Genomic DNA, 24,723 nt, shown 5'->3' with positions numbered 1-24,723 from the left:
ACACGCATTCCGGGTGTTCAGAAGCCCGGAATGCGATCCAGTACGGCGTTCCCATTGCGGGTGAAGGCTTCCGGCCCGAAGCGTTCCAGAACCCGTTTGCGGGAGCGTTCGCCCATTGCTGCCAGATCGGCGGGTCTGCCGATCAGGTCCGCCAGAGCGGCTGCGAGGGCCGGGGCATTGTCGAATGGCACGATGCGTCCCGTCTCTCTGTCGAGAATGCTTGATGGCAGCTCCCCGGCAGGAGTTGCGACAACCGGCAGTCCGCAGGTCATGGCTTCATGCCCTGCGACACACATCCCTTCCCAGTGCGACGACTGGACGTAGAGGTGCAGGGTTTTCAGGAAATCCAGAGGCTTTGACGTATAGCCCGGAAGGTCGATCGGCAGATTGCCGGCCGTGATACGGGCCTGAAGCGCGCCATGCAGAGGGCCGTCGCCTGCAATCTGAAGACGAAACGGCGGCAGGTCGGGGTGATCCTTCAGCAGGGCCACAGCCTCGCAGAGGATGTCATAGGCCTTGACCGGATTCAGTCTTCCCAGCGAGCCGACGCGTACGATTTCGCCCTCTTTCCACGGTGTTGCGATGGGCGCGTCAGGGTCTGCGCGGAAAATGGGCCAGGCCACGAAATTATCGCTTAGGCCGAGCTCTTTTGCGGCGAAGGTGATGACAGACTGGGAGTCTGCGACCCAGAGCGTGGTGTAGGGACGGCACAGCCGGAGAAGAAACGCATTCGACTTCTTGAGGCGTCCGCAATGCTGCCAGTGGACCGTCGGAGTCTTGCGGCGTAGGGCGACCAGTTGTCCCAGAAGCGTAGCGCGGCTGAGTGACGTCCAGATCAGGTCGGGCTGAAACGCCTCCATCTCGTCGCGCAGCCAGCGATATGCCACGATATGGTCGCGCGTCGTGCCTTCACGGACGCGGACGGGAATGCCTGCGGCTTCGAGCAACGGAATGGCGAGGCCGTCCTTGCGGGCCAGCGCGAAGACGGTCACATCCCCGCCGCGTGCTTTCAGCACGGACACGATATCCGGAATGGGAAGCTGTGCGCCGCCACATTCGAGCGAATTGATGATGTAGGCGATTTTCATGGGGTCGTCTGGGCCAGAATCTGTTCAGCCAGCGTCAGGTCGGAGGGTTTGTCCACATCGACCGCTGCACGGCCGTCCGACAATGTCACCAGCCGGACATTGGCTCCGGTGAGTGTCTGGATGCGACGGCACAGGGCTGCGGAGTTGAGCGTGCGCGTCACGGCGCGCAGCAGCGTGCCGAGGCCCAGCGTCAGAGCCATCCGGAGCGGGCGCTTGCGGTTCTGCTGAAGGCGCTTCCAAAGTTCGATGACGTTCCGGCCTTTAGGGGTGCCGATCAGGAACAGGTTGCAACCTGAAAAACTCATGTCCGACAGGTGGATGTAGGTGCGTTTCGTGCCGGGAACGTCGCGCTCAACCGTCGCGCGGAGTGCGACACCAGCCGCCAGATCGCAGCCCTGTGCCTTGGCGAGGAACTCCTGGATCCATTCCGGGCGCAGAAGCGCGTGATCGGCCGTCGTCACCAGACAGGGCGTGCCGATCTGCGCGATGGCTTCGGCCACGCTTTCGCTGGGGGAGGAGGCGGAGCGCAGGACCCTGGCATTGCCTGCGAGGTCCCTGATGCAATCCGGGTTTTCGATGCTGATCGTAACAGGGCCGAGGCCGGGTGTGCGGGCGATGGTGGCGAGCACGCGGGCCAGCATGGGCTGACCTGCGACGGGAAGAAGCGCCTTGTGGGAGACCTGCCCGAGTTTTGCGAGAACATCATTCTCGCCGTCCCGGGAGCCGGCGAGGACCAGAACCGGAAGGCTCATGCGGCGCGGTTACGGTCTGGTGTCGTGCGGGATGAGGCCGGACGGGCCCCGTCCGGGCGATCTTTCGGCGGCGAGCCGGTCAGGTCCATGACCCACGGATAGCGGTGTGCTTCTTCAATGTCGTAGCCAAGATTGAACACATGCTTGCTGCGGGGCCGGTCGCGCGCTTCACGGTAGAAGCTGCTGAACAGACGGTCAGGCACATAGTTTGTGATGCCGTAATTGCCGTCTTCGTCATGGAAATGATGCAGGACGTGCAGTTGCTTGATGTCCGCTACCCATTTCCAGCGCGGCTTGTAGGCCAGATGCTGGATGCAGTGGAAGAATTCATAGATGCAGGTCATGATCAGCGCGGTCGAAAGGGCGCAGAACGCACCGCTCCACCCTGCGATTAGACCACCGATCGGCATCGTGATGATGGCCATCGTCGGCACTGTGTTCAGCGGGGAGCCGAACAGAACGTCCAGAAGATGCGGGTCCTGATGATGGTCGAAATGGATGCGCTTCCACAGGGAGGCGGTCCAGTGGTTGCGATAGAGCCAGCGTCCGTGAAGGATGAAACGGTGGATCGCATACCAGGCCAGCGGGTAGACCACGATCACGACGGGGACGGGGATGAGCGTCATCCACAGACTGGTCGAGAAATGTATGGCCGCCCAGGCAGCGCCCGCGATCAGGGCGAAATAGAGCAGGATCGTCGGATAGGTCAGATAGGCGAACCAGAGCTGGGAGAGGTTCATCTTCCCCAGATCAAAGCTGCGGCCAGTCCGGATGGCGGACATGTTGCGCCACGGTGCAGTGAAAGTGCTCATCGTTCCTCCATCCGCAGGATCCAGGTCAAACCCAGAAGGGCGCCAAGCAGCGGCCCGACGCTGACAGCCAGCGGTGCTGGCAGCGTGCCTGCGTTTCCCAGTGCGGAAATCATTCCCTGCAGGATGACGAAGCCCATTCCGGCGCCAAGAACATACACCGGAAGCGGATTTCGAAGTCCTGCCCGAGGAGGGATATAGATCACCGGCAGCGTCAATAGAAGCATTACTGCAATTTCAAGCGGTAAAATCATGCCGCCAAAGAGGGCCATACGGTATGTGGCCCGTGGCAGACTTGCAGGGGCGCCCCTGTGCAGAATGGCGCTGATCTGACCCGGGGTGACGAAAGCCCCGTTCTGGGACAGCGTCATGATGGTGGACGGGGTGGCGGGAATGATGAAGGTGCTGTCGCCTCTTGTGACATTCACGAACGACTTGTCTTCGGAAAGGGAAAGATCCTGGGCCCCATCCGGGTGCCACCGGCCCTGTGTGTAGGTCAGGGTATTCGTATGTTCGGTTCCGGTCAGTAGTCCTGTGGCATCACGGTGATAGATCGTCACATCCCGCAGGAAATATCCGCCCTGGGCGATCTGTCCGATCCGCACCAGCGTTGGCCCTGCGCGAAACCACAAAATGTCGTCTTCAGGCTGTCCGTCCTGCCCGGCCAGAGGGTCTGTCCTGTTCCACCATGTGGTGAGGGCATTTTCACAGGCGGGGACCAGCCAGTACTGGGCGCAGGTTCCGCAGAGACCGACAATCAGGACGGCGGGCAGAAGCAGGCGATACAGCGCAGGTGTCGAAAGTCCGGCCGCACGCAGGGCGGAAATTTCGCTCGACAGCGTCATCTGCGTGAGGAGAAAAAGCGCGCCAACCATGAAGGCCAAAGGCAGGATGTCGATGCTCAGCGCCGGCAGATGCAGGAACGCAAATGTCAGGATCCCCCGGATCCCGAGATGCCGGTTCAGGATCGGCGTCGTCTTCTCCATGAGGGCCAGAATTTCCAGCAGGGAGACGAGCACGACACCGCACAGTACGAACCGGCCCAGCAGGGCCCGGTTGAGCGCCTTGATGAGCACGAAGCGCGGCATGGAAGACTGGGAGCCGCTCATGCTACAGCCCGTTTCAGCAGGCGACGGCGCCAGGAACCGCGGGACCGACGCAGCAGGGCCGCGAGACAGCCCAGACAGAACAGCGCTTCAGGCACCCAGATTGCCAGCCAGATCGGCAGACGGCCCGTTGAGGCGAGGCTGTGACCGAACATCAGGGTCTGGTCAAACCCGATCAGGATGACGGCAACTGCGATCAGACCCCAGACGGATTTGCGCCGTCGTGCGCTGATGGCCAGCGCGACCGCCAGTGGAGGAATGAAGGGAATGGCGATGGCGCGGGCCATGCGGAAGTCCATTTCAGCCCGGAGCGTACGGTATTCGATACCCGGCAGGCCGTAGCGCAGATCATGGGCCAGTTCGAGCAGGGTCAGTTCACGTTCGTCCGCTCCGCGTGATCGGAAAGCGGTTTCCTTGTCTGGCCGGTCGATGACGCGGACAACATGCTCGAAATGCGTGACCGTCGGCTTGTGGGGATGGGTGGCCTGAAACGGATCGTCCACGATTTCTCCGTTCCACAGGTCGAGGCGCGTGCTGCGCGTCTTTTCCGAAATGGTCAGCGCGCCGGTCTGTGCCGTGATGATGTGGGCGACGCCACTGGCACTGACTTCGCGGATAAAGACCCGTCTGAGTCGGGTGCCCGCATGGCTGACACTGTCCGCGGTCATGACGGCCTTGCTGGAGGTGGAGGCGAACATTCCGGCCTGAAGATGGGGCGCCCAGCCGGTATGTTCCGCGAAATAGAAGCCCGCGCGATAGTCATACCGGGCAACGGGCTGGATATAGCCGTACAGGAACACGCTTGCCGCCCCGAGAAGCAGGCCGACGATCATGAAGGGACGGCTGATCCGCATGAGCGAGACGCGACCGGCCTGCAGGGCGTCGATTTCGTTGTTGTCGCTCATGCCGCGAACGGTGAGGAACACTGCGATGCACAGCGCCGCAGGCAGGGCGATGCCAAAATAATGAGGCAGCAGATCGGTCAGAAGCGCAATGCAGGTCGCAAGTGAACTGCCTGCGGAGGCGAGATAATCGAAAAGCGACAGCAGGCGCTCGAGAAGCAGGGCGACCAGCATCGCCAGAAGCGCGATCGCAAACGGCGGCGCCATCTGTGTCAACAGATAGCGGTCCAGAATATGGGCCCGCTGTTTCACGCGTCTGTCCTTCCTGCCTGTTTCCGCCCGGAGCGTTCTTGCCTGGACCGTTTCCAAGAGGCCCGTTCGCTGACCGAACCATCCAGCCGGTGACGGGCCAGATCAATGTGCCAGCCCCCTTCATATGGGTGGATTGTCAGATGATTCCAGCAGGCCTGCCGGTGAGGGCGTTCATCCGTAAGGGAGGCCGAGGCCACGCCCAGCAGGGGAATGTCCGTTCCGGCGATATGGGTCAGCGTCGCATCATGGGAATGACCATGCAGAACGATCTCCGCTCCGGTCCGCCGCAGGAGGGCGGCAACCTCACGATGGTCCAGCAGGGATTTGCGCCAGGGGACAAGGCCGCGCTTCGGCGGATGGTGGATCATCACGACCCGGCACAGTCCCTCCTGTCCAAGGTGCTCCAGCAGGGCTTCGAGGCGCTCCCGCTGCCTGCGGCCGACGCGGCCATACGCCATGAAGGGTGCTGTGGGTATGCCGGAATTGACACCGACAATCGCAATGCCGTTCTGGATGCGCACATACGGGTATTGCCGCGCGGACCAGTGTTCCCACTGGCTCAGCCCCACGGAAGCTGGTTGCCGGACCATGCAGTCATGATTGCCGGGGATCACAAGGGCCGGAGCGGGCAGCGCTTCCAGCCAGCGGGCGGCCTCGGCAAATTCGTCAGGCGTCCCGAAATTGGTCAGATCCCCGCTCACGAGGATCGTATCCACGCCGGTGTGTCCGATATCCTTCACCAGTGCGGCGCAGGTCTGCGCAAGATGGACGTACTGGCGGTGTTTTTTCCAGGACAGGAGACTCAGGGCGCGCTTGTTGAGCGCAGCGCGCCAGTGAACGGCCGGCGGGGGCAAATGCGGGTCTGAAATATGGGCCAATGTGACATGAGGCGTTGTGACAGGGGACGTGTGCCGCGATGCGAGGGGATCTGCGGGCAGGTCAGGGGTCATGATCAGAAAGAGGCCTTGTCAGTATCCACGCCATGAACCGGCGCCCGGGACTGCCGGAATGTGCCGTTCTGGCAGTTCCATCATAGCCGTGCTAGACCCGCCCGCATAGCCGAACGCCATATGAAGATTGCCTCCCCAGTGCGCATAGCCTTGATCCATAATGCCCGTAGCCGGAGAAACCGCCGGAACGGTTCCAGTTTTGCTGTCGAGGCCCAGGCCCTTCTGGGGAAGGATTTCGTTCCCTCCGACAGCCGGGAAGGGACCACTGACCATGTCCGCCAGCTTTGCGAGCGGGGGATCGACACCATCATTATTGATGGCGGAGACGGGACGGTCAGCACAGCCCTGACCGCTATTGCGCGCGCTTATCCCGCAGACCGCCTGCCAGATATCGTGGTTCTGGCGTCTGGCAACACGAATCTGATTGCCAGCGACGTGGGGTTTGGTCTGCGTGGCATGGACGCAATCCGCCGCCTGAAGGCAGGCGCTCTGCGCTCCAGCATCCGCACGCCCGTTCGCCTTTCCTGGCCCGGAACCGACCGCATGCCCGTACTTGGGCTTTTCGGGGGATGTGCCGGATTTGCGCGGGCCGTCCGCATCGCCCATTCGCCAACGGTGCTGCGTTTTGCACCGCATGATCTGGCCGTAGGGATCACCCTTCTGACCACGTTCGTCAGTCTCATGTTCCGCAAAAGCCGCGAAGCCTGGCTCCGGGGAGATCCGCTGCGGATCGAAACAGGCGGACATGTCTATGACGGGCAGAGCTTCATGTTTCTGGTGACGGGGCTGTCGTGCCTGTCACGCGGGATCTGGCCGTTCTGGGATGCCGAACCCAATGTGGAGGGGCTTCGGTATCTGGATGTCGGCGCACAGCCTGACAGTCTTTTGCGGGCCACATGGGCGCTTTTGTGCGGTCGCGCGCCACGCTGGCTGCGTCGTCACCCCGATTATGTCAGTGGTCGTACGGACGATATGACCCTGGTGACGGAAAGCGATTTCGTACTCGACGGAGAGGTTTTCAGTGCCGCGCCGGATGGCGTATTGAGACTGGAGCGTGCGCCCAGCTTCCGGTTCCTTCATGCCTGATGCGCTCGAACAGCGCCTGATCGCTGAACTGACAACCCCCGTCGATCCGGGTGTCAGCGCCTTCGCTGATGCTTTAGCCCGTGCCTGCCCCGAACTGCCTCTTGGCGTGCTGTTTTACGGCTCGCTTCTGCGCAAGGCCGATCCGGATGGCATTCTTGACTTCTATATTGTCACCGAAAATGCAGAAGGATTTTCAGGCGGCCTGATCGCCCGGACCGGAAACCTCGTGCTGCCGCCCAATGTGCGGTATTCGGAATTCCGGTATCAGGACCGCGTTCTGCGTGCAAAGATCGCAGTGCTCTCCCGTGAGCAGTTTGCTGCCCGCACCAGTCTTGGAGCCTTGGACACGACGATCTGGGCCCGTTTCTGTCAGCCGGTCCGGCTGGTCTGGGTGCGCGGACCGGAAAGTGCGGACAGTCTTCTCACTCTGATTGCGGGATGTGTGACGACGGCGTCATGCTGGGCTGCCCTGTTGGGGGCGCCTTCCATGACGGCGCTGGAGTTCTGGAAAACCCTGTTCGCCCATACGTATGCGTCCGAACTTCGGGTTGAGAAAAAAGGGCGCGGCAACAGCATTCTGGAAGGACAGGAGGCGCGTTATGCGGCCCTGCTGCCGCTGGGATGGGCAAGGGGAGGGCTTCAGTTCTCCGCTCATGGCGACGCCCTTGAGCCTGTTCTGAGTGTGGCCCTGCGCCGAAAAGCCGCCCGCCGCTGGGCGCTGGTACAGACATCCGGTCGTCCGCGGAACGTCGCCAGACTGCTGAAAGCAGCTTTCACCTTTGAAAACGGCGCGTCTTATCTAGCATGGAAAATACAGCGCCATACCGGTTTCGACATGCAGTTGTCGCCCTTTGAAAGCCGACATCCGCTTGTGATGCTGCCACGGCTTTTGTGGCGTGCGCGAAAACTGTTGGACCGTTCAAAAACATAAAAAAGGGGGATCCGTTGGATCTCCCTTTTTTATGGATTACAGCCCGAAATGTCTGGCGACTTCGCCGAAGACAACAACCGCGCGGTCGATTTCCTCAGGCGAATGGGCGGCCATGACCGAACAGCGCAGCAGGGGCCGGTTGTCAGGCGTTGCCGGCGGCAGTGAGAGGTTCACATAGACGCCGTTTTCCAGCAGCGCGTTCCAGAAGGCGACGGCCTGATCCACGGTTTCGAGCGTCACTGCGACGACTGGCGAAACATGCTCGCCGGTCTTGAGGCCGGCTTTCTGAAGCCCGGCATGCAGACGCGCCGCATTGTCCTGCAGCTTCGTCCGCAGTTCCGGACGCTCCTGCATGTCCTCGAGTGCTGCCATGGTGGCGGCAATGATCTCGGGGGGAAGAGACGCCGTGAACATGTAAGGCCGTGAGCACAGACGCATCAGGTCCACGCCATCGTGGTTTGTGACGCAGTAGCCGCCGACGGTGCCAAGCGACTTGGAGAAGGTGCCGACCACGAAGTCGATTCCGTCCTCGCAGCCCTGAACTTCCGCAACGCCACGGCCATTCGCGCCCATGACGCCGAACGAATGGGCTTCGTCAGCCATCAGATAGGCGCCGTGGCGCGTCTTGATGTCGACGAATTTATCCAGCGGGGCGACATTGCCCGTCATGGAATAGATGCCCTCGGCGACGATCAGCTTCGCGCCCGGATGATCCTTCAGGCGCGCCAGACGCTTCTCCAGATCGACCGGATCGTTGTGGCGGAAGCGGATGACCTGTGCGCCCGACAGTTTTGCGCCGTCATAGATGCTGGCATGGCTGTCCGCATCGAGCAGCAGGATGTCGTCCTTGTTCACAAGCGCCGAAATCGTGCCGAGATTGGCCTGATATCCGGTGGAGAACACCATGCAGTGCTTGCGACGGAAGAATTCGGCCAGGCGGGCTTCCAGCTTGCGATGTAGTCCAAAAGTGCCGTTTGCGATGCGCGAGCCCGTCGTGCCGACGCCCATCGTCTCCGCCGTTTCCACGGCGGCTTCGATGGCTTTTTTCGACTGGCTGAGACCAAGATAGTTGTTGGTCCCGAACAGGAGCGTTTCGCGGCCTTCGATGATGCCGACGCTGGCGGAAACCGGCCGCTCGATCACGACTTCGAACGGATTGCGCGGTGACGTCGCCGTCAGGGCGCCATAAGCTTCGCGCAGTCCCGCATGTTTGGCGAAAATATCGATCACGCCTGGGCGACCTTCAGCGCATGCAGGCAGCCGGCCAGATCATTGATGGTGCGGATATCAGCCAGTTTGTCGAGAGGGACGGAGACGTCGATTTCGTCTTCGATTTCCATAACGAAATTCATGACGGCCAGGCTGTCAAAGGCAAGATCTTCGACAATCTTGCTGTTGCCATCGATGTCCCGGGGAACTTTCGGGTTGGCAAGCAGTTTCTCAATGATCATTGCGGAAATGTCGGTGACGCTGTCAGTCATGGACTTCAACTCTCGATGTCTGTGCAATCTTGGGCAAGCCTTATGCTCCAAACCCGTCCCGTTCGCCAGCCCTCTGTCTTTTCAGGCAGTCTGGCAATCGGGAACGGACAGGATTCAGGCGGCCGAAGACGTGGTTTCGGGCTGCTGGTCAAACTGCCCGGAGAGCAGCATGGTCTTGGCCCTGGCACGGGTCAGCTTACCGGAGGATGTCTGGGGCAGCGTACGGGGCGGAACGAGGATGACGTCGACATCCACCCCGTGCTGACGACGGAACAGACTCGTAACCTCGTCACGAAGCTGGTTGCGGCTCGCATCCTCGCTCGCGCGACACTGGACGAGGGCCACGATTTTTTCGCCTTCCTCGCCATCTACGGAGAACACGGCTACGTCACGCGATCGCAGGGTCGGGATCTCGCTTTCGGCGGACCATTCCAGATCCTGCGGCCAGATATTGCGGCCATTGATGATGATCAGGTCCTTGGCGCGGCCTGTAACGACGATCTGACCATTGAGGTGATAGCCAAGGTCGCCGGTATTCAGCCAGCCATCCGCATCGAGAACTTCTCCGGTCTCGTCAGGGCGGCGGAAATAACCGCACATCAGGCTTGGTCCACGGACATAGACGGTTCCAACCTGGCGGTCCGCCAGATCATGGCCTGCTGCATTCCGGACCTCGATCTGGTGATCGGGCAGAGCTGCACCACACAGTACAAACGTCCGCAGCGGGTGGGATGGGTCGTTGGAAGGCTCGGCAATGCCATCCTTCTCGAGACGGCGCAGATCAATGGTATCGGTCTGGATGCCGGTGTCGAGCGGTGCGAAGCTGATGGCGAGGGTCGCTTCCGCCATGCCGTAACTTGCAACAAAAGCGCTGGCCCGGAACCCGTTGGACGCAAAACGCTCTGCAAAGCCCTCAAGGATATGATGGCGGATCATGTCGCCGCCGATGCCGGCGATGCGCCAGCACGACAGGTCCAGATCGGCCTGACCGCTGCGGCGGGAGCAGAGTTCGTAGCCAAAAGACGGACTGTAGGCGATCGTCCCGCGATTGCGCGAGATCAGGTCCAGCCAGACATGCGGACGGCGGGCGAACTCACGGGTCGGCAGCAGGTCCACGGAAAGCTGGCAGGTCAGGGGCGTCAGGAAGAAGCCGACAAGACCCATGTCGTGATAGAGCGGCAGCCACGAGACGCAGCGGTCATCACGCGGGTCTTCGGCCGGATGAACGTGAAGGCCGTCCCGGGCAATGGCGCGGGCGTTGGCCATTCCGGCCGCCTGCGTGACCGAAACACCCATCGGAAAGCGCGTGCTCCCCGAGGAGAACTGGAGATAGGACAGGGCCGTCGGAGAGATTTCCGGCAGTTCGACGCGGGCCTCGGCATGTCGGTTAAGATCGGCAGGAGAGCCGCCGAACACCAGATCCAGCCCCTCCACGATGTCGCCGGTCCAGCTTCCGATCACATCGGGCACCACGACGGCACGGGCCGCAGCGCTCTGGATCATGCCACGCAGGGTCGCCACATAGCCGTCCTTGCCGCCAAAGGCGACGGGGAGGGGAAGTGGCGCCGGAACGAGGCCGGCATACTGGCAGCCGAAGAAAATCCGGGCGAAATCGCCGTCGCTTTCCGCAACGATCGCAACACGGTCGCCGGGCGTGAGGCCAAGACCCAGCAGACGACAGGCCATGGAGCGCGCCTGATCGCGAAGCACACGGTAAGGCAGAGCTTCGAGAAGCTGCCCCCGGCCGGAATAGATGTTAAATCCGCTCTCACCCTGCGCCGCGTAGTCGAGTGCGGCTGCAAAGCTGGGGAAATCTCCGTAACGTCGTTCCAGACCGGATCGGCTGGGCGTCGGGACGGGATTGGCGGTTGGGTTCTGGTTGGCCTCGGTCAAACCTGGACTAGCTCCGTTTGGATCACCTGACATCAGGCAGCCCTTTTCAGAAAATCGACGATTGCGTCCGCCGCAGCGGGAGCAGTGGGTTCATCACCCAGTGTTTCGAATGTCTCTAATACATATTGGCGCTGCGCCTCAAGAAAACGAGGATGCGTTTCGAAGGCATTCTCGATCTTGTCGCCCAGATCCAACACATTTTCTGTCACCGGCCCCAGCGTCCAGAACTGATAATCCGGGTCTCCGTGCCATTTTACGTGGTGGGCATTGAGAAACAGACAAGGACGTGGGCGGATCATGAATTCGGCCACCTGACTGCTGACATCCCCCAGATAGAGGTCTGCCCCCATCGTATAGGTCATGTCGATGCTCCGGTGGCTTCCGGGGTCGATCAGCATGTGCGGGAGATGCCCATACTGACGCTGCAATGCCTCGCCTTCCTCGCGACGGTTGTCGAAAAGACGGAAATGAGGCGCGAAAACAAGGTTATAGCGGTCCTGTCCGGCAAAGAACTTCAGAATCTGATGTCCCATTCCGGGCCAGGAAGACAGACGGCGTACGAAATGCGGATTATACAGGACTGTGGGCCGGTTGTTATTAAAAAGCTTCGGCCGCTTTGCATCCATGCGCCTCACGAGATCAAATTTGGCATAGGTGCCACGGTGATAGGCGCCGGGACGGATGATCCCTTTTTCCAGCATGCGCTGTTCCACCTTGCGTCCGGGAACCAGAAGGAAATCAAACCTGCCAAGATGGCTGGCAAATCCGATGGCCCGATCTCCGGCCCCATGTCCCGTCCAGATCATCTTCGGACGTCGTACTCCCATACGGCGAAGTTGCAGGGACGTCGCTTCCGGCACGATGATGGCGTCAAACCCCCGGAAATAATGCCGGGATGCGAACAGTCCAATCAGGCGGTCCACCACCCGCAGGCCATGCTTTTCGATACGACGGCGGAGTTTCTGGGAGATGGGCAGCAGATCGAACTGGACGCGGGCCTCGGGATAGAGGGTTGCGAGGGAGCGGGCCAGTTCGAGATGGCTGACGGTCAGGCAGGAGACATGGACCGCCACGTCCGGATGGCGGGCGGAAATCTCCAGAGCAACGGGCAGGGCGTGCAGGGTCTGGTGGCGCTGGCCGATGAGGGGAAAGGCCACCTTCATGCTGCAAGCCCACCGGGGCTGCGGGCCGCGCGGATCACGAGAACGAGCTGGATCGTGATCAGCAGGCTCACGCCGCAGAACGTCGCCGGGCCCACGCCACTCAGCCCGTACTGGCGGACCATCATGACGAGTGCCGGGAGAAAGAACAGGCATTCGAGAATGCGTGCGCCGATCGCAGCGCCAGAGCGGTTTGTCGTAAACAGAAGCGGCTCCAGCGGCAGGCCCCAGACGGTCACGACTTCGGCGGCGAGCAGCCACAGCGTGACGGGAAGGGCTTCGGTGGCTCCGGTGTGTCCGATGTAAAGCTGAAGAAGCGGGCGTCCTGCGAACAGTGTCAGCAGGAGCAGGGCCGTCCCGATCCCCCCGGCCATCAGGGCGATCTGTCCCGTCATGCGATACAGGCGGTTCATGGCCCGATCACGCCATAGCCGGGCCATTTCCGGGTAAACGGTCGTCTGGATCAGCGTGGCGGGTTTTGCGATTCCCGCGGCGATCTGGCTTGCAATCCGGTAATAACCCGCGCTGGTCGGACCAACGAATGCGCCGACCACGAGCGTGCCGATATGTCCGAAGGCAAGGGCAAGCGTGGAGTTGAGGTTCGTGTTCAGCGCAAAACGCCAGATCCCGGGATAGGTGCGAAAAAACTGTCCGCTCAGGAGTTCGGGGATAATGCCGCGCATTTCCTGAAAAAGTCCGCGGATCAGGTCGCGGCGATACATTTCACGGGCCGCCATGAAGAAGATCGTGCCCCAGGCGGCGGCTTCGGCGGCAATCCAGACGCTGGCGAGTGCTGTTACCGAAGCCCAGCCCAGAGCCATCGAGGCCGTTCCGATGACCCGGACGATGGTGGCGACGGTTCCCTGAACGGCCAGCAGATCGTAGCGGTCGAACACCCGCAGCAGACCGGTCGCGGTCGCGGACGCCATAAAGAGAATGGAAACGCAGTAGACGACGCCGATGATATGGATCTGGGGTGGCCATCCCAGAAATTTCATGGCCAGAAGACTGATGAGAACGCCGCCACCAAAGCCCAGAAGCCCTCCCGAAGTGTCCAGAAGAAGGCTGAAGGAGACGATTTTCTGGAAACTGCTACGGTCCCCCTGCGTCAGGGGTTTCAGACCGTAATGCAGAACGGTCTGCCAGGACTGGAAGTCAACGATATCACCCATCGTCCGCGCGAAGGCATACATCATCGCAACGAGCCCGAAGCCGTAGCTGCCCAGCAGATGGGTCGCAAGCCAGATGTGAAGAAGGCTCAACGGAGCGTTCACGGCGCGCCCCCCCAGAAGGACGCCCAGATTGCTCATGACACGCTGGATACCGCCGGGTCTCGCTGCCTGGGAAGACGATGAGTCGTCTGACATCAATTTATGGAAACTTTCGTGACAGTCTTGTCGTTAACGCCGGTCTGGAACAGAAATAGGCGTTTCCCCGGAAATCTGAACTCACTTTTTGTGACGGAAAATTGCGTTCTTATACGGACAAGAGCGTCTTGTTGCGCAGAATCTCCGTTCTGGAAAGAGGGGCGAGAACGTTGCTTCGTGCGACGGGAGTGCCATAAAGGGGCATTACATCCTTGCGGACGGCCCCATGCACATATTTTCTCAGGACGACGCATCCGCCAGGGCGGGGGCATGGCTGACCGTAAGCCTGAAGGCCATTGCCGATAATTACGATCTTGTAGCCGGGCTCGGCGCGGGGGCTGAATGTGCCGCGGTGGTCAAGGCGGATGCCTATGGACTGGGAGCGGCGCAGGTGGCGCAGGCTCTGGCTGGGCGGGGTGCCGGAACATTCTTTGTCGCGCATCTTGATGAAGGCATTGCGCTGCGGGCTGTGCTGCCCCAGGCACGGATTTTCGTGCTGCATGGCTTCATGCCGGGTTGTGAGGGCAGTATGGCGGCTCACGGCCTCATCCCCGTTCTGAACAGTCTCGATCAGGTACGGAGCTGGAAACGGTTCTGTGAACAGGCGGGGCAGGCTTTTCCGGCAGCGCTCCAGTTCGATAGCGGGATGTCGCGCTTCGGTCTGAGCATTGAGGATCTGGCGGAACCCGCCCTCTTCAACGGGCTGAACCTGCAACTCGTCATGAGCCATCTGGCCTGTGCGGATATGCCTGACAGCTCGGCCAACGAGATGCAGAGACAGCGTTTCGTGACGATGGCAGCGGCTTTTCCCGGTGTTCCCCGCTCTCTGGCGGCATCATCGGGAATTTTTCTTGGTCCGGACTATCATTTTGAACTGATCCGGCCCGGCGCGGCCCTTTATGGAATTGCGCCTTCCGAAGGACGTCGTGTTCTCGCGCCAGTCGTTTCGCTCGATGCACGGATTGCACAGATCCGGACGATACAGGCCGGAGACCGGGTGGGATATGGCCTGAGCTGGACGGCCCCGAAAGCCACGCGGATTGCCACGCTCGGCCTTGGATATGCAGACGGGTTTTTCCGTGCTCAGGCCGGTCAGGCGAGTGTCTGGTATGGCCGAACGCGGCTCCCGGTTATCGGGCGTGTCTCAATGGACAGCATTTCCGTGGATATGACCGAAGCGCCTGGCGACCTGAAAGCGGGAGATGTGCTTTCCGTTCTCGGCCCGCAGCAGGATGTGGATGCGCTGGCACGGTCCGCAGGGACGATCGGATACGAAGTCCTGACCGCGCTGGGGAGCCGCTTTCATCGTGTTTATGTGCCGGCGGGCTAACCTGTCTCAGACCGACTTGCGGATCGAGATGGAGACAGTCCGGCCCAGCGGGTCCAGAAAAGCGGGTTCATAGCCCGCCGGTGTCACGCCAAGGCCGTTGCGGGCGCGGATGCGGCTGTTGAAAAGGTTGCTGACCGACACCATGACCCGGAAATTCTTGGCCCAGCTGCGCTTCTGCCAGCGCGGAATTTCCCCCAGATCGGCAAAGGCGGTCGTATCCACCGTGGCCAGATCGCTGAAGAACAGGCTGTTGGCATGGGTGCTGGCGAGCGTTGACGTTGCGGACTGCCATTTGGTCACGAGGCGGAAGCCGAACCCGTTTTTGAAGACACCACCCTGAAGCTCGACTTCATGCCGTGGCTGGCCCCCTGTTCCGCCGATTGTCCCGCCATTGAGCAGGTCGATGGGAGGCAGCCCCCCGCGGAGCTGCACGGTGTCCTTGAGGCGCCAGACCTGCGTCAGAACAATATAATACCGCCCTCCCGCAGCATGTTTCCCGCCTTTTCCTTCCGGTTTTTTTCCAAGCGGTCTGGAAAACGAGAATGTCGCGTTCCACTCATTGCGCTTTTCCATCAGCGCATTGACCGGACGGATATCGACGACGTTAAGAATTCCGTCCGAATTGCGCTGGTAGCGGTCCGGGAAAGCGTCTTCGATGGCGGCGGTCGCAGTGGGCAGGCTCATGACCGGGTTGTGGTTCCGGTCCCGAACGTAGTTCACATGCAGACGGGCGCCGTCGAGAAAGCTCGGGGAAATGATCGTCCCGATACTGATTTCGTGCCGGTCTGCGGCCTGAAGGTTCCGGTTGCCGCCTGAAATCGTCGTCACCTGAACCGACCGTCCGGTGACGTAATCATAGGTCGTGACGTTGGGCGTCTCGATCCGGGGGGCAATAAGATCCGTGGCGCCGGGGGCCTCGGTGCGGTCGGTGACGGAGAACGGGAACTGGACCCACGGCGCAGGCTCCCACGTCACGCCGCCGCCGATCGTTCCCAGCGTTCCGAAATGGGACACCTGGCTGATGGCACCATTGATGTTCGCATCGAGCTTGCCCAGAAACGACAGGACATGCTTGCGCGCATTGGCAATGGGAATATCGCCGTCGATCTGAAGGGTTCCGACGTCGCGGCTGATATGGGTGCGTTGCAGCTTGCCCTGACTGAGCGAGGTGGCGTTCTGTTCCGTAAGGGTGCCGGTCGGCGCGATGCTGGTGGAGACATCCCCCGCGGGCAGGGAAAAGAGCGAGCCCGACAGCAGGCCCGTGACTTCGCCGCTCGTGCCGGTAGTGTGGCCGCGATTGACCAGACGGCTGTTCAGCCAGTTGCGGTCCACTTCAGAGAACGGATCGAAACTGCCGAGGCCGCTGGTCAGGGCCGTCTGGGCGGCGCTCAGGTCAAGCCCGGTCTGGCTGTTGGTGGACGTGGTGGAGCGGTCGAAACTTCCGGTGCTGTTCCATTTCCAGTCCCCGACATCGCCGTTGAAATTCAACCCGGCATGAACGGTGTCCGTATGCGCCGTGTGTTGCAGGGCGGGAACGGTGGTGTAGTTCCGGTAGAGCAGTGTGTCCTGGGAAAACGGCGAATAAAGGCTGTCAGCCGGAAGGGTGAGGATGCCGCGTGCCGGTCCCTGAAGGCTTTCGGAATTGCTGTGGGTGTAGCTGGCATTGAATGACGCCGAAACGGTCTTGAAGATCTGGTCGGCATAGACGCCGTTCAGGCTCAGTTCATGCGTTCGGGGCTGCAGGCTGTAATCCGAGGCGTTCGAACTGACATGCGGCGCATTGGCATAGGCCGTGAAATTCTGAAGCGTCGGAACCTGCCCTGCCGCCAGTGACGGTACGCCTGCGGATGTGACGCTCTGCCCGACCAGCGCATCCAGAGCCGGATCGAGGCTGCCACCACTGACAGACGTGACATTGCCCGCGTTGGAATACAGGCCGCTTGCGGACGGGGGCGTGACACCGCGATCACTGTCGAGCAGACGGGCCTGCGCCTCATAACGCGCGCTCAGATTGATCCGCCGTTCGCCTGAGAGTTTCGTAAAACTCGCGCCCAGAACCCCATCGTCTCCCCCACCATCGGTGGAAGTGCTGCCATAGGCACGCATCCGGACAGCGCGGAAATTCTTCACGGTAATGATGTTCACCACGCGCTCATCAGCCGGATAGCCGTAACGCAGGGCTTCTTCCTCGGTGAAGATCTCGATACGGGCAATGGCTTCGAAGGGCAGGTCGTTGACTTCCTGCATTCCCGAAATGCGCTTGCCGTTGAGCAGCACAACCGGCGTATTTCCCGTGGCGCCCCGGCCCGAACGGGTTTCGGGCGCGATGGCCGTCAGGAGATCGGCTGCGGTATCGACGCCATAGGAACGGATCTCATCGGACTGGATCTGCATGATCGCCTTGGCGTCACCCAGAACGGCTCCGGCGGGTTTGTGGCCCTTGACGACGATCTTTTCGTCTCCGTTCACGGAGGTCGTGGATGTCGTAACGCTTGTGCCGCTGCTCTGTGCTGCGGGCGGTGTCGCAGTGGAAGCAGGCGTGGTCTGTGCGAATGCGGAGGCGCTGCACATCAGCCCCCCGATACCCCAGACAATCCTGAGAACCGGACAGAGCAGCGGGCGGCTCACAGACGGAAGAATGCCGATTTTCAGGTCATGGTCTGGCATGCGCTCTTCTGCCTGCTCCTGCATTGTCGTGCGGGCCTGAACGTCCACATCAGATGCAGAATGTCACGAATCCGTAAGGATTTCGTAACAGCGGAAGGCCATTTGAAGCCGCTTCTGACGGATTTGCCTCCGCATGTCGAGCCTAAAGGGCGGTTCAGCCCGCCACCATGTTCCGGCTTCGTATCATGTTCCGGCGCGTTTCCTCGTCCAGAATGTCGCGGATCCGGCGCGTCAGTTCGGTCGCATCGGTATATTTTCGGCCATAGGTCAGATTGAACGTATGGTCGAAATCATCCGGGTTGAGCCCGGCATTGTGCTGGCTGATGGTCTCGATCTTGTCGAACGCCTTGGCCAGCCGTGCTTCCGGGGAAGCCGCGTTTTCATACTCGTCCCACAGCGCCAGAAACTCCTCCTGAAGCTCATCAGGCAGGGGGGCCATGATCGTCAGCAGGTCTTCGCGCTCCTGTGCCGCTTTGTTGGCGGACGCATGAGCGGAGATTGCGGGGACGTCGCCATGAATGGCTTCGCCGAGATCATGAAGGATGCAGATTTTCAGAAGCTTCAGAAGGTCGATGCCTTCAAGCTGGTCGGCAAAAGTCATGACCAGAAGACAGAGCGCCCAGGTATGTTCCGCCGTGCTTTCGGTCTGCCCACCATGGGTATAGGTCCGTCTGAGGATATCCTTCAGCCGGGATGCTTCCCGAAGAAAATCGAGGCGCTTTTCAAGATCGCCTTTCGTCATGAAGCAAGGTCCAGTCTGTGGTGAGCGCCTTATCCGACAAGCGCGTACAGGATTTCATACCCCACAAAGGAAGCAACGGCCAGCAGCACGAGCAGGATGATGAAGCCGGGCCCCTGCTGGAGGGATCTGAAGATTTTGACCATCAATCCAGCCATGAGACACGCTCCCTGAAAGAAGTGCAGTCCGCGAGGCCAGTCAACAGCCTCTCTGCTTCTGAAGAATTACGCCATTTCTGCCGTTTCGTCTGCGGGAATATTCCTCCACGATCCGGGATTGTCATTTTCCGTTACCGTGTGGTCCTTGAGAACGCCATATTTCGCCGGGCATGATGGCCATCGACACAGTCGTAATGGAGTATCTTATGAAAAAAATTCTTGCTGTGGTTCTCGGGGCCACTCTGACCCTGTCGCTTGCAGCCTGTGACGGCCCTTACGATGGCCGTCGGGACAATGACCGGCATCACCATCATCATGGCGACAGGGGGTATGGTCAGAATATGGGCGGCCAGGGCATGGGAAGCCAAGGCATGGGAAATCAGGGTCGTGGCGGTATGGGCGGTGGTGGCATAAGCGGCGCTCCGGGCGGACAGGGCGGCTGGTAACTGCCTTTGCGGGCCTGTGCCGACAGCGGATGCGTGCCCCGCCCCTGAAGACATGATTTTCGGATTTGACGTCGTGGCCGGGCTGTCGCTGAATGCGGCTTCATAAGCCTCTGCCCGCCCCAGATCCGGAAATCCGTGCCTCAATGAACAGCCAGCCTTCTCATTCCAGTTCAGACGCCCTTCCAGAGGGTGGCTGGTTTCCGGTCTCCCTTCGGCTCGCGGGGGCGCGCGTTCTGCTGGTAGGAGGTGGAGAAATCGCCGTAAACAAGGGGCGGCTTCTGCTCGATCATGGCGCGCGGATTGATGTTCTGGCCGAGACCCTCAATCCCGTTGTGCAGGGCTGGGTTGAGAGCGGCGCGGTGCGCCATGTTGGCGGACGGGCGGATGAGACAGCCCTGAGGGAGTATCTGCCAGGCTGTCGGCTGGTCTATGCCGCAACCGATAGCCGCGAGGTCAACCGGCAGGTTGCGGCTTTGGCCGATGCGCTGAACATTCCTGTCTGCGCGGTAGATGATCCGCAGCCGTCGAGCTTCATCACACCCGCTCAGGTCCGCAGGGGTAGTGTGCGAGTGGCCGTGTCCACAGGGGGCGCCGCTCCGGTTCTGGCACGCCGTCTGCGTGAACAGATCGAGGCGCTCCTGCCCGAGGGGACGGGGCGTTTGTCCGCTTATATGCAATCCCGCAGGGCACGGGTTTCGGAGCATTACCCACAGGTGCAGGACCGCAAGCGCATCTGGGAGGATTTTCTGGATGGCCCCGGCGCGGAAGCCGCCCGGAATGGCGACGAGATCCGAGCGGATGCACTGCTGAACGCGCTTCTGGACGCGGAACGTAAACCCGGAGAGGTCTGGCTGGTCGGAGCCGGGCCCGGCGATCCGGATCTGCTGACCCTCAAGGCGCTGCGTCTGATGCAGAATGCGGATTGCGTCCTCTACGACAATCTCCTGTCTCCGGCCCTCCTCGGCATGGTTCGCCGGGACGCAGAACTCGTGTTTGTTGGCAAACAGCGGGACCGGCATGCCCTGCCGCAGGATGAGATCAACCGTGAAATGATCCGTCGCGCACAGGCGGGCGAACGCGTCCTGCGTCTCAAGGGGGGCGATCCGTTCATTTTCGGCCGCGGTGGAGAGGAAATCGAAGCGCTGGTAGAGGCCGGGGTCGCCTTTCGGCTGGTTCCGGGCATTTCCGCAGCGAACGGATGCGCGGCCTATTCCGGCATTCCCCTGACACATCGTGATTGTGCGCAGGCCTGCCTGTTCGTGACAGGACATGCGAAAGCCGACGGGGTTCTGGATCTGCCCTGGGACGACATGGCCGATCGTCGGCAGACAGTCGTGATCTATATGGGGATTTCAACCCTGCCGCAGCTTGCCGCCGGACTTCTGGGAAAAGGACTGCCGGCTGACTGGCCGGTGGCGATCGTGGAGCGCGGCACACAGCCGTCTCAGCGTGTGCTGACCGGGACGCTGAGCACCATTGCGCAACAGGCGGCCGAAGCGCGGGTGAAATCGCCTGCGCTGGTGATCGTGGGGCAGGTGGTGCGGCATCGGGTGATTTCCCCCTGATCTGCATGGCGGGAAGGGACACTCTTTCAGCCATGCTATGAATGCATATCCCTCTTCACGCCCGTGCGGGTTGCCCGGAGGTCGGGCAGCCTGTGAAACTCCTGTCCTTTCAGTCACATCGCGTTCCACACACCGAGGCCCCATGACCACACTTGCGTCCATTATCGTCTCGATCGCAGAGGAAATGCGGACGGCCTCCGAACGGGGTGCTGTTGCCAATTACATTCCTCCGCTCGCACGGGTGGACCTCAACCGCTTCGGCATGGCCGTCGTAGGGATGGATGGAGAGGCGCATACGGTCGGGGATGCGGCCGTGCCGTTCTCGGTGCAGAGCGTGTCCAAGGTGTTCAGCCTCAGCATGGCGCTCAATGCGATGGGGGAGGAGTTGTGGGGACGCGTACGTCAGGAGCCTTCGGGCAGCGCGTTCAACTCCATCATCCAGCTTGAAAACGAGCACGGCATTCCGCGTAATCCGTTCATCAATGCGGGCGCCATCGTAATCGCCGATATTCTGGTGTCCCGCTATGGCCGCGAAAATGCCCGGACGCGCCTGCTGGATTTCCTGCGTCCGCTGGTGGATGATCCGGCCTCGATCGACATCGACACGGATGTCGCGCGGCAGGAACGCGAAACCGGCTTTCGCAACATGGCGCTTGCGAACTATATGCGGACCTTCGGCAATATCCGTAACGTCGTCGAAGACACTCTGGATTTCTATTTCCATCAATGCGCCCTCACCATGACCTGTCAGCAGCTTGCGCAGGTCGGGACCTATCTCATGACGGGCGGACTGAACCCGCTGACCGGCGAGCGTGTCATGTCAGAGCGCAATGCCCAGACGATCCTCGCGTTGATGATGATGTGCGGCCATTATGACGGTTCGGGGGCGTTCGCCATCCGTGTGGGTCTTCCGGGAAAATCCGGCGTGGGTGGCGGTATTCTCGCGATTGCGCCGGGTGTGGCGTCCATCGCGGTGTGGTCGCCGGGGCTGAATGCTCAGGGTAATTCCCTTCTGGGAACCCGTGCGCTGGAACGCCTTGTGCAGCATACGGGATGGTCGGTGTTCCGGGCCAGCCCGTGGGTCGCCAACCCGACCTGACGCTCAGCCCGCCAGGGTGTCGTAAAGCAGCTTGAAATTCAGCAGCAAGATGAGCCCCGCCACGCCCCATGACAGGATACGGACGGGCAGCGAGATCACGAATTCGCCCATCTTGCGCCGGTCCGAGACGAACATGACCAGCGGTATGACAGCAAAGGGCAGTTGCAGCGACAGGATGACCTGACTGGCCATCAGCAGATCGCCCACCCCCCGGTTGCCATAGATCAGCGTGACGATCGCCACGGGAATGATCGCCAGCCCGCGGGTCAGCAGCCGCCGCGCCCAGTGCGGGATGCGAAGGTGCAGAAAGCCTTCCATGATGATCTGTCCGGCCAGCGTGCCGGTGATCGTGGAGTTCGTGCCGGCCGCCAGAAGTGCCAGCGCGAACAGCGTGGAGGCGATGCCCAGCCCGAGGATCGGGGAGAGCAGTCTGTAAGCATCTTGGATTTCCGCCACATCCTGATGGCCGGAATTATGGAACGCCGCTGCCGCCACGATCAGGATGGCCGCATTGATGAACAGCGCCAGCGTCAGGGCAATCGTACTGTCCCACGTCGTCCAGCGGATTGCGTCCCGCCGTCCGGTCGGAGTGCGTTCGTAGGCGCGGGTCTGGACGATCGAGGAATGCAGATACAGGTTATGCGGCATGACCGTGGCACCGATGATGCCGATGGCGATATAAAGCATCCCCGGCGTCGTCACGATTTTCGGATCGGGGATCAGACCAGCCAGAATGCTGTGAACGGGCGGAGTTGCCGCGACGAGCTGGATCCCGAAGCACAGGGCAATGATCCCCAAGAGCGCGATCACGAACGCCTCCAGATACCGGAAGCCCCGGTTCATCAGCATCAGCACGATCAGCGCGTCCAGAATGGACAGCACGGCGCCCCCGAGGAGGGGCAGACCGAACAGGAGCTGAAGCGCCACGGCCGTGCCGATGACTTCCGCCAGATCGCAGGCGATGATGGCAAGTTCACAGGCCAGCCACAGAACGATGTTCACGCGCGGGGAAAAATGGCTCCGGCAGGCCTGTGCGAGATCCTGTCCCGTCGCGATCCCGAGGCGGGCGGAGAGTGCCTGAAGCAGGATCGCCATGAGGTTCGACAGCATGATGATGCAGAGCAGCGTATAGCCATACCGCGCGCCGCCCTGAAGGTCGGTGGCCCAGTTTCCCGGGTCCATATAGCCGACCGAGACCATGAATCCCGGCCCGACGAACGCCATGAAACGGCTGAACCACGACGCTTCCGCACCCGGAACGCGGATGCTGGAAAACACATCGGGCAGGCTCGGGCGCATGGCTGGGGAGGGCGTACGGGGGGCGTTGGTGTCTGGCATCGGAATTGTATTCAATCCCATCCGGAATTTATATTCAATATGCTATATTGATGAGCCTCATGAAAAATACGGAATCTCTGGAAATCGTGATCGTCCGGACTGGCACAGCGGTCCGGAATGTTTTATTCCGCCGTGAATAATGTTTTCTGGATAGAGGCACAGGACGGGAATGGAACGGAAAAAACGGCTGAAGGACACCGCGCCCAAGGAGACGCTGCCTGATGTCGAAACCCATTCCGAAGGCTTCCGCGCCAATCGCGAGGCGCGGCGCAACGTTCTGGTGGAAGACTATGTCGAGCTGATTTCTGATCTGCTGTCGGAAGGGCAGGAAGCCCGGCAGGTCGATATCGCCGGGCGTCTGGGCGTGTCCCAGCCGACAGTGGCGAAAATGCTCGCCCGTCTCGCAACGGAAGGCTACGTCACGCAGAAACCTTACAGAGGGGTATTTCTGACGCCGTCCGGACAGGAAATGGCGGACAGGGCGCGGCACCGGCACCGGATCGTAGAGGCGTTTCTGCTGGCGCTCGGCGTCAGTGAAGAAAATGCCCGCGTCGATTCCGAAGGCGTGGAGCACTACGTCGGAAGCGAGACCCTGACGCTGTTTGAAAAGGCGATCCGGGGCAATCTGAAGCAGTTCATGCAGGACTTGCCGGACGCCTGATATTCCGTGTCTGAAATCTGCACTCAGGTGCAGATTTCGAGATTGACGTCTTCCTGCGCCAGAGCCTTCGCGATGGATGGCTTGAGATGGGAATCAGTCAGGACATGGTCGAATTCCGACAGGGACGCCAGCCGGTGCAGGCCACCTTTGCGAAACTTCGTGCTGTCCACCAGCAGGACGCACTGGTCCGCCATATCCATCATGATCCGCTTGACCTTGACCACATCCTGATCGTTCTGGAACGCGGTGGCGTTATGGATGATGGACGTCGAGAGGAACATCATGTTGGCCCGCAGGGACTGCGCGGCCTGTTCGCAGACCAGACCGAAAAACGCATTGCGCGGCGGATTATAGTCGCCGCCAAGGCAGATCAGTTTCAGGTTGGGATAGGGCGAGAGCGCCTGAATCACACCGACGGCGTTGGTAATGATCGTCAGGGGCGCGAGAGCGGGCAGAAGCGGCAGCATGGCCGCGACTGTCGTGGAGTCATCAAGAACCAGAACCTGCTCGGGCTGGATCAGCGAGACAGCACGCTGGATGATTGCGTCCTTGAGATCTGTCGCACGTGAGCGTCGGAAATTGACGGTTTTCTGCGTCGTAACCTTGTTGCGCAGGACGATGCTGCCATGCAGCTTGTCGATCAGGCCCTGCTGCACGAGGGCGTGGGAGTCGCGGTGGATTGTCATGCGACTGACCCCGAAACGCTCCGCCAGACCTTCGATGGTGGCGCTTCCGGATTCGAGAAGGACGTCGAGGATCTGTTTCTGCCGGGCCGAATTATCCCGCCGTTTCGAACTCTGCGGCGAGGCGGTGGTGATCACGGAGCCCGAACCATCAGTCATGTGTAAAATCGATTCCTGAGCGTGAAAGCAAACAGACGAATGTAAAATCACACATATCATATCAGAGCGGAAGGAACCTGTAACGTCCGTTGAGCGAAATC

Annotated in this window: 23 protein-coding genes; 7 read left to right on the top strand and 16 right to left on the bottom strand. The window is 61.0% G+C overall.

Features of this window, described 5'->3' with window-relative positions; translation table 11 throughout:
- Window positions 1–17: 17 nt before the first annotated feature.
- Genes HK22_RS04805 through HK22_RS04780 form a run of 6 tightly spaced genes read right to left on the bottom strand, consistent with a single transcriptional unit; the run spans window position 18 to window position 5,859 of the window.
- Window positions 18–1,088 (bottom strand): glycosyltransferase, encoded by a 1,071-nt coding sequence (locus HK22_RS04805; protein ID WP_086648525.1) that lies wholly within the window; start codon window positions 1,086–1,088, stop codon window positions 18–20.
- Window positions 1,085–1,840 carry a nucleotidyltransferase family protein gene (locus HK22_RS04800; protein WP_077802556.1) on the bottom strand — a complete coding sequence of 252 codons (756 nt, stop codon included), beginning with the start codon at window positions 1,838–1,840 and terminating at the stop codon, window positions 1,085–1,087. Before HK22_RS04800 ends, HK22_RS04805 begins: the two co-directional genes overlap by 4 nt.
- A complete protein-coding gene (locus HK22_RS04795; protein WP_062110317.1) occupies window positions 1,837–2,652 on the bottom strand; it encodes a sterol desaturase family protein in 816 nt (271 codons plus the stop codon). The genes HK22_RS04800 and HK22_RS04795 overlap by 4 nt, the downstream gene beginning before the upstream one ends.
- A complete protein-coding gene (locus HK22_RS04790) occupies window positions 2,649–3,758 on the bottom strand; it encodes an LptF/LptG family permease (protein WP_198945481.1) in 1,110 nt (369 codons plus the stop codon). Before HK22_RS04790 ends, HK22_RS04795 begins: the two co-directional genes overlap by 4 nt.
- Window positions 3,755–4,909 carry an LptF/LptG family permease gene (locus HK22_RS04785; protein WP_062027588.1) on the bottom strand — a complete coding sequence of 385 codons (1,155 nt, stop codon included), beginning with the start codon at window positions 4,907–4,909 and terminating at the stop codon, window positions 3,755–3,757. The genes HK22_RS04790 and HK22_RS04785 overlap by 4 nt, the downstream gene beginning before the upstream one ends.
- Window positions 4,906–5,859, bottom strand: coding sequence for a metallophosphoesterase (locus tag HK22_RS04780; RefSeq protein WP_086648524.1), 954 nt, complete (start codon window positions 5,857–5,859; stop codon window positions 4,906–4,908). Before HK22_RS04780 ends, HK22_RS04785 begins: the two co-directional genes overlap by 4 nt.
- 120 nt (window positions 5,860–5,979) lie before the next feature.
- On the opposite strand from HK22_RS04780, the gene HK22_RS04775 reads away from it, so the two are divergent.
- Entirely contained in the window at window positions 5,980–6,945 is a 966-nt protein-coding gene (locus HK22_RS04775) for a diacylglycerol kinase family protein (protein ID WP_231865217.1), read from the top strand.
- Window positions 6,938–7,876: a hypothetical protein gene (locus HK22_RS04770; RefSeq protein ID WP_086648523.1), complete on the top strand. Its 939-nt coding sequence runs from the start codon at window positions 6,938–6,940 to the stop codon at window positions 7,874–7,876. Before HK22_RS04775 ends, HK22_RS04770 begins: the two co-directional genes overlap by 8 nt.
- A gap of 36 nt (window positions 7,877–7,912) precedes the next feature.
- Here HK22_RS04770 and spt read toward each other — a convergent pair whose 3' ends face one another.
- The 5 genes from spt to HK22_RS04745 form a co-directional block, all read right to left on the bottom strand.
- The gene (spt, locus tag HK22_RS04765) at window positions 7,913–9,106 is read right to left on the bottom strand and encodes a serine palmitoyltransferase (RefSeq protein ID WP_086648522.1); all 1,194 of its coding nucleotides are present in this window, start codon (window positions 9,104–9,106) and stop codon (window positions 7,913–7,915) included.
- Complete coding sequence (locus HK22_RS04760) at window positions 9,103–9,357, bottom strand: acyl carrier protein (protein WP_062027581.1); 255 nt, start codon at window positions 9,355–9,357, stop codon at window positions 9,103–9,105. Before HK22_RS04760 ends, spt begins: the two co-directional genes overlap by 4 nt.
- A 114-nt stretch (window positions 9,358–9,471) precedes the next feature.
- Window positions 9,472–11,283, bottom strand: coding sequence for a fatty acyl-AMP ligase (locus HK22_RS04755; protein WP_174694410.1), 1,812 nt, complete (start codon window positions 11,281–11,283; stop codon window positions 9,472–9,474).
- The gene (locus HK22_RS04750) at window positions 11,283–12,413 is read right to left on the bottom strand and encodes a hypothetical protein (RefSeq protein WP_062110312.1); all 1,131 of its coding nucleotides are present in this window, start codon (window positions 12,411–12,413) and stop codon (window positions 11,283–11,285) included. The genes HK22_RS04755 and HK22_RS04750 overlap by 1 nt, the downstream gene beginning before the upstream one ends.
- Window positions 12,410–13,777, bottom strand: a complete 1,368-nt coding sequence (locus HK22_RS04745) for a lipopolysaccharide biosynthesis protein (protein ID WP_086648521.1) — start codon at window positions 13,775–13,777, stop codon at window positions 12,410–12,412. Before HK22_RS04745 ends, HK22_RS04750 begins: the two co-directional genes overlap by 4 nt.
- 226 nt (window positions 13,778–14,003) lie before the next feature.
- Between HK22_RS04745 and alr the strand changes: the two genes are divergently transcribed.
- Window positions 14,004–15,107, top strand: coding sequence for an alanine racemase (gene alr, locus HK22_RS04740; protein WP_086648520.1), 1,104 nt, complete (start codon window positions 14,004–14,006; stop codon window positions 15,105–15,107).
- 6 nt (window positions 15,108–15,113) lie between these two features.
- Here the strand turns inward: alr and HK22_RS04735 are convergent, their stop codons facing one another.
- The 3 genes from HK22_RS04735 to HK22_RS15440 all read right to left on the bottom strand — a co-directional run bounded on the left by HK22_RS04735 (window position 15,114) and on the right by HK22_RS15440 (window position 18,671).
- Window positions 15,114–17,774: a TonB-dependent receptor plug domain-containing protein gene (locus tag HK22_RS04735; protein ID WP_086648559.1), complete on the bottom strand. Its 2,661-nt coding sequence runs from the start codon at window positions 17,772–17,774 to the stop codon at window positions 15,114–15,116.
- A 154-nt stretch (window positions 17,775–17,928) separates the two neighbouring features.
- Window positions 17,929–18,516, bottom strand: coding sequence for an HD family hydrolase (locus tag HK22_RS04730; RefSeq protein WP_062028349.1), 588 nt, complete (start codon window positions 18,514–18,516; stop codon window positions 17,929–17,931).
- Window positions 18,517–18,545: 29 nt separating this feature from the next.
- Window positions 18,546–18,671 carry a hypothetical protein gene (locus tag HK22_RS15440; protein WP_255376036.1) on the bottom strand — a complete coding sequence of 42 codons (126 nt, stop codon included), beginning with the start codon at window positions 18,669–18,671 and terminating at the stop codon, window positions 18,546–18,548.
- 206 nt (window positions 18,672–18,877) lie between these two features.
- Here HK22_RS15440 and HK22_RS14940 point away from each other — a divergent pair, with 206 nt between their 5' ends.
- From HK22_RS14940 to HK22_RS04715, 3 genes are all read left to right on the top strand, one after another.
- The gene (locus HK22_RS14940) at window positions 18,878–19,117 is read left to right on the top strand and encodes a hypothetical protein (protein ID WP_143412385.1); all 240 of its coding nucleotides are present in this window, start codon (window positions 18,878–18,880) and stop codon (window positions 19,115–19,117) included.
- 143 nt (window positions 19,118–19,260) lie between these two features.
- Window positions 19,261–20,682 (top strand): siroheme synthase CysG, encoded by a 1,422-nt coding sequence (gene cysG / locus HK22_RS04720; protein ID WP_086648518.1) that lies wholly within the window; start codon window positions 19,261–19,263, stop codon window positions 20,680–20,682.
- A 142-nt stretch (window positions 20,683–20,824) separates the two neighbouring features.
- A complete protein-coding gene (locus tag HK22_RS04715; RefSeq protein ID WP_062110304.1) occupies window positions 20,825–21,781 on the top strand; it encodes a glutaminase in 957 nt (318 codons plus the stop codon).
- A 3-nt stretch (window positions 21,782–21,784) separates the two neighbouring features.
- Here HK22_RS04715 and HK22_RS04710 read toward each other — a convergent pair whose 3' ends face one another.
- The gene (locus HK22_RS04710) at window positions 21,785–23,119 is read right to left on the bottom strand and encodes an Nramp family divalent metal transporter (RefSeq protein WP_233142405.1); all 1,335 of its coding nucleotides are present in this window, start codon (window positions 23,117–23,119) and stop codon (window positions 21,785–21,787) included.
- A gap of 169 nt (window positions 23,120–23,288) precedes the next feature.
- Here HK22_RS04710 and mntR point away from each other — a divergent pair, with 169 nt between their 5' ends.
- Window positions 23,289–23,780: a manganese-binding transcriptional regulator MntR gene (gene mntR / locus HK22_RS04705; protein WP_062028357.1), complete on the top strand. Its 492-nt coding sequence runs from the start codon at window positions 23,289–23,291 to the stop codon at window positions 23,778–23,780.
- Between the two features lie 23 nt (window positions 23,781–23,803).
- Here mntR and HK22_RS04700 read toward each other — a convergent pair whose 3' ends face one another.
- On the bottom strand, window positions 23,804–24,622 hold the full coding sequence (locus HK22_RS04700; RefSeq protein WP_062028358.1) for a DeoR/GlpR family DNA-binding transcription regulator: 819 nt from the start codon (window positions 24,620–24,622) through the stop codon (window positions 23,804–23,806).
- Window positions 24,623–24,723 lie beyond the last annotated feature (101 nt).

The sequence above is a fragment of the Gluconobacter sp. DsW_056 genome (genome assembly GCF_002153595.1).
GTDB classification, from domain to species: domain Bacteria; phylum Pseudomonadota; class Alphaproteobacteria; order Acetobacterales; family Acetobacteraceae; genus Gluconobacter; species Gluconobacter albidus.
This window is presented reverse-complemented; position numbering and strand designations above follow the sequence as displayed.